General features: G+C 67.1%; 6 protein-coding genes and 1 pseudogene. 2 read left to right on the top strand and 5 right to left on the bottom strand.

The window, feature by feature from the left end; translation table 11 throughout:
- Positions 1-188: 188 nt before the first annotated feature.
- From SK571_RS43025 to SK571_RS43005, 5 genes are all read right to left on the bottom strand, one after another.
- A complete protein-coding gene (locus tag SK571_RS43025; protein ID WP_319989871.1) occupies positions 189-1,304 on the bottom strand; it encodes a glycoside hydrolase family 53 protein in 1,116 nt (371 codons plus the stop codon).
- A gap of 197 nt (positions 1,305-1,501) precedes the next feature.
- Entirely contained in the window at positions 1,502-2,548 is a 1,047-nt protein-coding gene (locus SK571_RS43020) for a LacI family DNA-binding transcriptional regulator (protein WP_319989870.1), read from the bottom strand.
- 25 nt (positions 2,549-2,573) lie between these two features.
- Positions 2,574-3,449 (bottom strand): carbohydrate ABC transporter permease, encoded by an 876-nt coding sequence (locus SK571_RS43015; RefSeq protein WP_319989872.1) that lies wholly within the window; start codon positions 3,447-3,449, stop codon positions 2,574-2,576.
- Positions 3,450-3,454: 5 nt separating this feature from the next.
- Entirely contained in the window at positions 3,455-4,366 is a 912-nt protein-coding gene (locus SK571_RS43010; protein WP_319989869.1) for a carbohydrate ABC transporter permease, read from the bottom strand.
- Between the two features lie 3 nt (positions 4,367-4,369).
- Positions 4,370-5,659, bottom strand: a complete 1,290-nt coding sequence (locus tag SK571_RS43005; RefSeq protein ID WP_319989868.1) for an ABC transporter substrate-binding protein — start codon at positions 5,657-5,659, stop codon at positions 4,370-4,372.
- Between the two features lie 600 nt (positions 5,660-6,259).
- On the opposite strand from SK571_RS43005, the pseudogene SK571_RS43000 reads away from it, so the two are divergent.
- Positions 6,260-6,679 (top strand): annotated as a pseudogene (locus SK571_RS43000) (sugar-binding domain-containing protein); the annotation flags it as partial.
- Between the two features lie 61 nt (positions 6,680-6,740).
- Positions 6,741-8,837 (top strand): glycoside hydrolase family 2 TIM barrel-domain containing protein, encoded by a 2,097-nt coding sequence (locus SK571_RS42995; RefSeq protein WP_319989867.1) that lies wholly within the window; start codon positions 6,741-6,743, stop codon positions 8,835-8,837.
- Positions 8,838-8,865: the final 28 nt, after the last annotated feature.

Genomic DNA, 8,865 nt, shown 5'->3' with positions numbered 1-8,865 from the left:
AGTGGCCTCAGCGGACGCCAGGATGCCGGTGGCGGCCGCGAACGCGGTCGCCGCTCCTCGCAGCGGCCCGTTCGAGCAGCCGCTGTCTCGCCGGATGGGCGGATCCGCAGGGGACAGCTGGATTTGGGGCATGGTCGGTACCTCATCTTCGGCAGGGGTGAAGAGAAGTCAGAGCGACGCCGGCGTGATCAGGGAGTCCAGCGGATGCCGGGCAGCAGGCGCCCGTTGCGGTCGAAGACGGCCTGGTTCTCCCAGCCGTCGCCGGAGTTGTTGATGTCGGCCGGGTCCCAGCCGTTGCCGGGCACCGCGTGCCAGGTCGGTTCCCAGTAGAAGATCCCGAGCGCACCGGCGTTGCGGGCGGCGTTCTGCACGGCGGTGAAGTTGGCTGCCTGGCCCGCAGGCGTCGCAGGGTAGCCCGCGCACGGTTGCGACGACGTGATGACGTTCGTGGTGCGGTCGTGGTTGGCCGTGGTGTACGGGTACGCGGTTTCGGCGAGGATGACCGGCTTGCCGTACCGGGAGCGCATGTCCCTGAGGACACCACCCATCGAGGACATGCTGCCGTGCCAGTAGCAGTAGTACGACAGGGCGGTGATGTCCCACTGGACGCCCTGAGCCCGGATGCCGTCGTAGAACCAACGAGCACCGCTCTCGACCCGTGCGGTGTGGATGATCACCTGCGTGTCCGCGTTGCACGCCTTGGTGGCGTTGTAACCGGCTTTGAGCAAGCGACCGAGGTTGGTGAAGTTGCTGTTGACGATCCTGCCCTCGTTCCACAGCATGCCGGTGTTGATCTCGTTGCCGATCTGCACGCTGTCCGGAACGGTGCCCTGGGCCTTGAGGCTGTTGCAGACGTCGTAGGTGTAGTTGTAGACGTCGGTCGTCAGCTGGCTGATGGTGTGGCCGGCCCACGCGGCGGGCTTGTACTGCTTGCCGGGGTCGGCCCACGTGTCGGAGTAGTGGAAGTCCACCAGCAGCTTGAGGCCCTTGGCTTTCACCGTCCGCGCGTACTCCAGGACCTTGGCCTTGTTGTTGTAGCCGCTGCGAGGGTTGTTCCAGATGCGCAGGCGGACGTAGTTGACGCCGGCGCCCTTGAGGACGTCGAGCGGGTCCTTGGCGGTGCCGTTCGCGTCGTAGTACTTCGCGCCGAGCTCCAGAGCTCGTTGTGCGGTCGAGACATCCGCGCCCAGCATGCTGAGCGTGGTCGCGGCGGAGGCGGCAGGGGGTACCAGCGCCGCGGGAAGCGCGACGGCCATGAGCAGGGAGGCCGCCTTCCCCGCACGGCGAAACCCGTACGCGGTCATTCGATCTCCTTTGATCGAGTGAATCAGGGTTCGTGCGAGGAGGTAGCACTGTGAACGTGCACAGATCCTTTTGACGCACGATTTGCTCTGATGGAACCGCATATGGCTGATCGTTTCAAGTCTGATCCATTGGAATTCTGTGAACGTGCACAGTCTCGCCGAAATTCGACGGCCACATTCGACGAATCCAGTTGAAATCAGGCTGACTCGCGGACGACGAGTTCGGTCGGCAGGATCACCGTGGCCGGACCTTCACCGTCGATCTGGGCCAGCAGCTGGCGCACCATCATCTCGCTGATGCGGGCCCATGGCTGCCGGATGGTGGTCAGCGGGGGATGGGTGGCGGAAGCGACAGGGGAGTCGTCGAAGCCACCGACAGCGATGTCATCGGGGACGCGCAAACCCGCCCGCTCGATCGCCGTCAGCGCGCCGTCGGCCATCAGGTCCGACGCCACGAAAACCGCGTCGATGTCCGGTGCGCTGGTCAGCAGCTGTTGCATGCAGGCCTCGCCGCTGGCCCGGCTGTAGTCGCCGACCGCCACCAGCCGCGTGTCGTAGACGATGCCGCGCTCGGTGAGCATCCCGCGGTAGCCGTCCAGTCGTTCCAGTCCGCCTGGCGTGTCCTGAGGGCCGGTGATGGTCGCGACGCGGTTGCGGCCGGACTCGAGCAGGTAGCGCACCATGGCTCTGGCGCCTTCACGGTCGTTGGCCGCCACATAGGACACGGCGTCACGCTCGCCGAGCGGCTTGCCGCAGCACACGAACGGCAGGCCGGTCCGCCGGAGGTGGTCGACCATCGGGTTGCCGCGGTGCGAGGAGACCAGCAGCACGCCGTCGACGTGGTGTGCCGACAGGAACGGGGCGATGCGGCGGCGTTCTGCCTCGGTGCCCGCGGTGATCAGGATGAGCGGCAGGTCGTGCTCGGCCAGTGCGGTGGTGCAGCCGCGCAGCAGGGTGGTGAAGTTGGGGTCCTCGAAGAACCGCTCCTGGGGCTCCGACAGCAGGAACGCCACCGAACCCGCGCGCTGGGTCACCAGGCTGCGGGCCGCCCGGTTCACCACGTAGCCCAGCTTGCGGATCGCGGCGTGGACCGCCTCCTGGGAAGCGGAGCTGACGTTGTGCCCGCCCTGGAGGACGCGGGAGACGGTTCCGCGCGACACGCCGGCGTGTGCGGCGACGTCGAGAATGGTCGGCGGTCGCTTCCCTCGCGGGCGCGCTCGCCGTCGTGGCTCGGTGTCGGTCATCTGGCCTCATCGCGGCGGCTGGTGGTCACGACTTCACGGCCCCGGTCAGCAGGTCGACGCGCCAGTAGCGCTGCAGACCGAGGAACAACGCGATCAGGGGGATGATCGACAGCAGCGCACCCGTGATCACGAGGGTGTACAGCGCCGGTTTGCTCGCGCCCTGCTGGAGCAGGGTGTAGAGACCCACGGTGACCGGGAAGGTCTCGTCGTCGGAGAGCATGACGTAGGGCAGCAGGAAGTTGTTCCAGATCGCGACGAACTGGAACAGGAAGATCGTCACCAGGCCCGGCCGCATCATCGGAAGCGCGATCGAGGTGAAGAGCCGGAGATCGCGGGCACCGTCCACCCGTGCCGCCTCCAGCACCTCGTCGGGCACCGCCGCGGCGGCGTAGACGCGGGCCAGGTAGATGCCGTAAGGACTCAGGATGCTGGGGAGCAGCACCGACCAGTAGGACCCCGTCAGGTCGACCTTCGCCAGCAGCAGGTACTGCGGCACGGCCAGGGCGATCGGCGGCATCAGCACCCCGGCCAGGATCACGGTGAAGATCACGCCGCGGCCGCGGAAGGAGTACTTGGCGAAGGCGTACCCGCTCACCGCGGACACCGCCGCGGACAACAGGGCGCCCACACCGGCGTACAGCCCCGAGTTGAGCATCCACAGCCAGTACACCCCGTCGCGGTAGGCCGTCAGCTCGGAGAGGTTGGCCCAGAGCCCGCTTCCCGGCAGGAAGGTGAACGTGCTGAACAGCTCGCTGCGGCTCTTGGTGGCGGCCATCAGCACCCACAGCACGGGAATCAGGCAGTAGACCGCTCCCAGCAGCAGCAGGAACGTCGGCAGCCACGAGGTGCGGCGTGCCGCCCGTGCCGACACGGACGGCTTCATGCGCGGCCCGACCAGCATGGCGCTCACGGTGTGCGCTCCGCGGCACGCCTGTTGACCACCTTGAGGAAGCTGAACGACAGCGTCAGCGTCACCACCGCGATCACCACCGCCGTGGCGGCGGCCGAGTGCAGGCCGCCCTGGATGAAGGCGTCCCGGTAGACCTTCATGTACGGGCTCCAGGTCGAGCTCAGCGAGTTGGTCAGCGGACGCAGCGTCATCGGTTCGGCGAAGACCTGGAGCGTCGCGATGGTCGAGAAGAAGAAGGTGAGCACGAGCGACGGCATGACCAGCGGAATCTTGATCCGCCACGCGATCTGGGCCTCCGAGCAGCCGTCCAGCCGCGCGGAATCGTACAGTTCGGGTGGGATGGCACGCAGCGACGTGTAGATGACGATCATGTTGAAGCCCGTGCCTCCCCACACCGCGATGTTCGTCAGCGCCAGGAACAACCAGTCGCCCTGCAACAGGTCCGGCCCGCTGAAACCCACTGCACGGAGCAGGAAGTAACCAGGACTGACACTCGGCAGGTACAGAAAGCCCCACAGCAGTGACGCGATGATGCCCGGCACCGCGTAGGGCAGGAAGATCGCCAGCCGTGAAAAACCGCTGAACCGCGTCCGCGGCATGTCCAGCAGCAGTGCGAAGAGCAATGCCAGTCCGAGCATCGCGGGCACGAGCATCGCGCCGTAGCGCAACACCCGGCCCGCACCCGCCAGCAGCTCGGGGTCGGACAGCGCGGCGGTGAAGTTGTCGAGCCCCACCCACACCTCTTCGCGCGCGTTCCTGCCGAGGCCGAGCCCCTTCACCTGAACCGAGTGGAGGCTCAGGTAAAGGGCGTAGCCGATCGGCAGCGCGAAGAAGAGTCCGAAGAGGACGATCGCGGGAGCGAGGAAGCCGTAGGGCGCGAGCCGTCTGTCAGTCCAGGTGGAAGCCATGTCTCAGCCCTCGATCTTGAAGCCGTTCTTCTTCATGTCCGCGACAGTGGCGTCCTGCACGGTCTTGAGCGCGGCCGGGAACGACGACTTCTCCGTGGCGGCCTTGCCGAAAGCGTCCTTGAAGGTGCCGTAGGCGACGTTGACGTTCGGCCCCCAGCTCGCCGCGGCGGTGCCCTTCGCGAGCTCGGCGGCCTGCTGGTAGAAGTCGGGCTGGTTGGGGAAGAACTCCGGCGTGGTCAGCGCGCCGCTCGTCTGCGCGGCGGTCGCGGCCGGGTAGACACCGGCTTCCTTCACCAGGGCCGCCACGGCTTTGGGGTCCGTGTTGAGCCAGGTGGCGAACTCGGCGGCGGCTTTCGCGCGGCCGTTCTTCACCGCTTTGGAGGTGACGCCGGTGGTGGAGCCGCCCCAGCTGCCGGTCGTCTTCGAGTCGGCGGTCCACTGCGGCAGCGGAGCCATCCGCCACTTGCCCTTGGTGTCCGGCGCGCTGGTGACCAGCACGCCCGGCGCCCAGACCGCGCTCACCCAGGCGATCTGCGTGCCGTCGTTGAGCGCCTTGTTCCAGGCGGGCGTGTACATCGGCTGGTTGTCGATCGCGCCCTCGGCCACGAGATCGCCCCAGAACGTGGCGACCTTTCGGGACGCCTCGGAGTCGATGGCGACCTTCCAGGTGTCTCCGGAAGCCGACCACCAGGTCGCTCCTGCCTGCTGGGTCAGCCCGGCGAAAAGGCCGGTGTCATTGCTGGAGAACGTGGTCAGCGCGCGTTTCGGGTCCTTCTGCTTGACCTGCCGCGCGACGTCCGCGAACTCCGTCCACGTGGTGGGCACCTTGAGCCCCAGCTGCGTGAAGACGTCCTCGCGGTAGTAGAACGCGAGTGGAGCCGTGTCCTGCGGGATCGCGTAGACTGCGGAGTCCAGGGTGGCCTGTTTCCAGACGTTCTCGGTGAACTTGTCCTTGGCTGCGCCCGCGAACTCGGTGATGTCGGCGAGCACGTCGTTGGACACCAGCGTCGGGATCATCTGGTACTCCGCCTGCACCAGGTCGGGCCCGTCACCTGCCTTCGCGGCGGTGATGACCTTGGTGACGAGCTCGTCGCCACCGCCCTGTTCCTGCACGGTGACCTTGACGTCGGGGTGGTCGGCGTTCCAGATGTCGGCGACCTTCTGCAGGCTCGCCCAGGACCACATGGTCAGCTCGACCGGCCCGTCGGCCGAAGGTGTTCCGCCGCCGCTGCACGCGGCGAGCGTCAGGGAGCCGATGAGTGCGATGGCGCTGAGGGCGGTGCGGCGCTGCATCCGTTCCTCCGATGTCGGGGGTGGGAGGGAGCTGGACTGTGCACGTGCACAGTAGTGATGCAGGCTCGACACTTTCAATAGGCGAATTGTGCCTTTATAAACCGGAAGTTTCGCCGGGCATTCGCTGTGCACGATCACAGCGAAGTGGTCAAGGAGGAAACGGCGGCACTGGTCGACCAGACTCGACGCCCTGGCGTACGGCGGTGACCACACCCTCGAACACCCCGGCGCGCTGCGCGACCTGCTAGGTCTGGTGGTCGAGGGGTTCACCCCGCTGCCCGAGGGAGCTGGGTGCAACTGGACAACGACACGACGGGCGACGTGTGGTCCGAAGTCGTGACTCTCCGCGGCGCCGGGCAGATGTGGTCCTGTTTGGACGGTCTGACTGCAGGCCTCCCCGCTGTCACCCGCCTGCGGATCCGGTGCCGCTTGGTGTGTTCCCGTTGCCCGACAAGGGTGTTCGATCAACAATCTGGTCCTTCGACGGCTGATCGACGCTTCTGGAAAGCGCTTTCTTGGCAGCCCTTCCAGGTGTGCCGAGACTGACCGAACCCGCCTTCGCAGCTGGCCTTGATCACCGACCGAGAGGTGGCACGTGCGATGAACCAGGCGACTGATCCCGAGCCTCCCAGCTTCTCCAGAAGGTCCGCATTGGCCGGCGCGGGCGCGCTTGTGCTCGGTGCGGCGGTTCCCACCAGGCTGGTGGAGGCGCGGGCGGCGACCGTCAGCACGCGGGTGATCTACAACATGAACCCGGACTGGCGGTTCATCAAGCAGGACATCGCGAACGCGCACGCGCCGTCGTTCAACGACTCGGCGTGGGCGACTGTCAGCGTCCCGCACACGTTCAACGACGTGGACTCGTTCGACAACTACATCGGCAGTTCCGGTGAGTCGGCCGTCGCGATGCAGCCCGTGTGGTACCGCAAGCGGTTCACCCTTCCCGCCGAGCACACCGGGCAGAAGGTGCTGCTGGAGTTCGAGGGTGTGCGTCAGGCGGCCACGGTGTACGTCAACGGCACCAAGGTCGGGCTCTACGAGAACGGCGTGGCGCCGTTCGGCTTCGACATCACCGGGGCAGGTGACGTTCGGCGCGGAGAACCTGATCGCGGTGAAGGCGGACAACACGAAGTGGCGGCCGGAGGAAGCCACCGGCATGCCGTTCCAGTGGGACAGCCGCGACTTCAACCCCACCTTCGGCGGGCTCACTCGCAACGTGCGGATGTACGTGGTGCCGAAGACGTACTTCACGCTTCCGCTCTACACGAACCTGCGCACCACCGGCTCCTACGTCTATGCGAGCGCCATCAACGTCGCGTCGGGGAGCGCGACGGTCACCGTCGAGGCCCAGGTGCGCAACGAACAGTCGACAGCGCGCACCATCACCGTCTCCGCGAACGTCATCAAGCCGGACGGCACGGTGCACGCCACGATCACCGGCTCGCCCGTCAGCCTTGCCGCCGGTGCGACCCAGATCGTCAAGCTCTCGCAGCAGATCAGCGGACTCGTCCTGTGGGAACCGGGGCGGCCACACCTCTACACCGTGGAGATGGTGCTGTCCGAAGGCGGCGTGGTGCAGGACGCGTTCCCGATCACCACCGGGTTCCGCAAGACGGAGTTCCGCGGTGGTGCGACCAACGGCGGCGTCTACATCAACGACAGGTACGTCTTCCTGACCGGGTATGCGATCCGCTCCGCCAACGAGTGGGCCGTCATCGGTGGCGCCGTGCCCGACTGGATGACCGACCTCGACGGACAGCTGATCCGGGACAGCAAGGCGAACCTGATCCGCTGGATGCACATCGCCGCCACCCCCGCCAACATCCGGATGACCGACAGGTACGGCATCGTGTCGGTGCAGCCGGCGGGAGACAAGGAAGCCGACAAGACCGGCCGGCAGTGGGACCAGAGGGTCGAGCTCATGCGGGACGTGATCATCTACTTCCGCAACAACCCGAGCATCCTGTTCTGGGGGGCGGGCAACAACTGGATCACCGCCGCCCACATGACCCAGATGACCAACCTGCGCAAGACATGGGACCCGAACGGCGGACGGGTGATGGGCTGCCGGGCGATCTCCGACGACTCCGCGTACGGCGGAAGAGCGGCGGTGGACGCCGCCGAGTGGGTCGGCACCATGCTCAACCGCCACTACTCGGACTACTCCCGCGACCGCAAGCCGATCATCGAGTCAGAGTACACCCGTGACGAGGCGCCGAGGCGTGTCTGGGACAGGTACTCACCGCCGGACTTCGGCTACCAGACCGGGCCGGACGTCACGTACCACCTCACCTCCGAGGACTTCGCCGGCCCGCACGCCGCCGCCACCCGCCACGAGTTCTGGGGACAGCACATCCAGGGCCCTGGACAACGTCGCTACTCCGGCGCCGCCGCCCTGATCTGGGCGGACTCCAACCAACACGGCCGCCAGTACAACTGGGAGTGCTGCCGCCTGTCCGGCCGCGTGGACGCGGTGCGCATTCCCAAGGAGTCGGCGCACACCTACCGGGTCATGCAGAGCGACACCCCGGACATCCACGTCATCGGGCACTGGACCTATCCGGCGAACATGACCAAGACCGTGCACGTCATGGCCTCCGCCCACGTCCGGCGAGTGCGGCTGCTGGTCAACGGCACCGAGGTGGGCAACGACACCTCGGCCACGAACGACTTCCTGTACTCGTTCCCCTCCGTCCGCTGGCAGTCCGGCACGATCACCGCGATCGGGTACGACACGGGCGGCCGGGAGATCGTCCGCACCGAGAAGACGACCACGGGGGCCGCCGCCGCGCTCCGGCTCACCCCGCACACCGCACCCGGCGGGCTGCGCGCGGACGGCAGCGACATCGCCTTCTTCGAGGTCGAGGCCGTCGACGCGCAGGGACGCCGGATGCCGACCCACCAGGCCCGCGTCGACTTCACGCTGACCGGCCCCGGCCGTTTCCTCGGCGGCTTCAACCCCGGCAAGCCAGGAAGCGCCCACAAGTCCTATGCGGACACCGAGGCCGGTGTCAACCGGGTCTTCGTCCGCGCCTCGCGGACGGCGGGCACGCTCACCCTGCGCGCCACCGCGAGCGGACTGACCGCCGCCACCGCCGGCATCGACTCGGTCCCGTTCACCACCACGGGTGGCCTGACCACCGCGCCGCCTGTCAGGGGCGAACAGTGGAAACAGTGAAGAACTGTCCTTTTGGGATTAGTACGAC

Source organism: Lentzea kristufekii, assembly GCF_033949925.1.
GTDB lineage: Bacteria > Actinomycetota > Actinomycetes > Mycobacteriales > Pseudonocardiaceae > Lentzea > Lentzea kristufekii.
The sequence above is the reverse complement of the archived record's forward strand: the minus strand, read 5'-3'. Positions and strand labels throughout refer to the sequence as shown.